This window comes from Hymenobacter cavernae, assembly GCF_014641455.1.
Classification (GTDB): Bacteria; Bacteroidota; Bacteroidia; order Cytophagales; family Hymenobacteraceae; genus Hymenobacter; species Hymenobacter cavernae.
On the sequence record NZ_BMHT01000022.1, the window covers coordinates 1 to 1,632 of the forward strand.

The following is a 1,632-nucleotide window of genomic DNA, read 5'->3' on the forward strand; positions in this document are numbered from 1 at the left end:
GTGGCTGTTGCAGAACTCCATTTATACTCTCAGGTCTGTGTTCCACTAGCTTAACTTGCCGGTCTGCAGCCCTCGGATTCGTAACCGAAAAGGCAAGTGACGGGGTGGCGGTGGCGGTTTGGGCAACGCCACTACCCGGGCGAGCGTCTGAGCGGGATGGTACTTGAGGAGTTTCTTCAGATTGTAGCTCACAGCGGCCAAGAGCATTGTCTTGTGCGCATTCGCTCGGCCCCGCGCACTGACGCGGCGTAGACCATAATGGTGAAGCAAACTGCCAAACACGGGTTCCACAGTACTCTGGCGTAGGAGCCGCATGCGCTGCCCCTGCTGGCTTTGCTGGCGCCGTAAGGCGCGGTGGTACTGCGGATCGTAGGCCGTGCGGACGATCTGTCGCCGCTCCGTGTTCGGGATGCAGGAAGCCTTCTGCGGGCACACCCGGCAATCACGCGCAGAAGCGCGGTAAAGCTTTAGTAATCCCCCATCCCGATTCTTATCATAGTCCTTGAAGGGGAGTTCCTTACCCGCCGGACACCAAAAGGAATCCGTCTCGGCTTGGTAAGTGAATCCGTCGAGGGAGGGTTTGTAGCGGCTAAAGACCGGGATCCAAGGCGTAATACCTTGCTGCTCTAGCAAGGCGTAATTGGCCCCATTGGAATAGCCTGTATCGGCTAACACCTCGTGCCAGTACAAGCCATTGGCGCGTAAACGCTGGTGTAGTTGGTGGACCAGAACCGGTAGATGCACACTGTCGCGACTGTCGGCAAAATCCGCTTGCACATGGCTGATAACCCCTTGAGCCGTGTCCACGGCTAGGTTACAGACGTAATTTAAGGCGCGCGCTTTGCCGGGCTTGATGGAAATACGAGCCTCTGGATCCGTCGGGCTATAATGCGTTTTGTTGCTGATCAGCCGCGCTTTGGCGTGGCGTGCGCCCAAAAAATGATGTGGTGCGGCCTGCCATCGAGCGTGTCGAGTCGCGACTCGGCGCAACTGATAAGCAGGAGTGGCCGCCAGCGTTAGGGAAGGCGGGCTAGGGGAAGTTAGGGCGGGTTGGTCGACGACCCTCATCCGAGCAGGCGGGGCTTTGATGGGCTGCTTTTCACACAAGCTATCCAGGGAGGCATTAGCCTTCACGGGCGCTGAATCAACCACTTGGGTGTCGCCTTTCACCAAGCCCTGCGCCACGCATAAGTGAAATACCTGATCAAAGAGCTGCTCGAACAAGGCCGCAGGATACAGCTGGCGGGTGCGGCTGAGGGTGGAATGCCAGGGCAGCTCTTCATCGAGTTCATACCCCAGGAAAAGGAGGATATCCAAGCGCAAAGCGCAGTGTTCCAGCAGCCGGCGGGTGCTGGTGATATTTTCCAGATGCCCGACTAGTAGCAGCTTAAAAAAGACAACGGGATCTAACGAGGGCTGTCCAGTATGGCTGTATAGATCGTGCGTGGCCTCGTAGAGGAAACTCCAGTTGAGCAACTCGTTGAGGCGCCGGTAAAGGTTATGGGGTGGCACCCGTTCCGAGAGGCGGAACTGGGTGACGAGCTGATCGGTAAACTGCTTCCTGCCCTGCATCTTCGCTCTACGAGAACACTTGCTAACAGGCTATTACTTCTGCAACAGCCACAACCCTTT

1 protein-coding gene is annotated in these 1,632 nt (G+C 57.1%); it reads right to left on the reverse strand.

The features are described 5' to 3' along the window. Positions 1-45 precede the first annotated feature (45 nt). Positions 46-1,572, reverse strand: a complete 1,527-nt coding sequence (locus IEX74_RS23010; RefSeq protein WP_188816446.1) for an IS1182 family transposase — start codon at positions 1,570-1,572, stop codon at positions 46-48. Between the last annotated feature and the right edge of the window lie 60 nt (positions 1,573-1,632).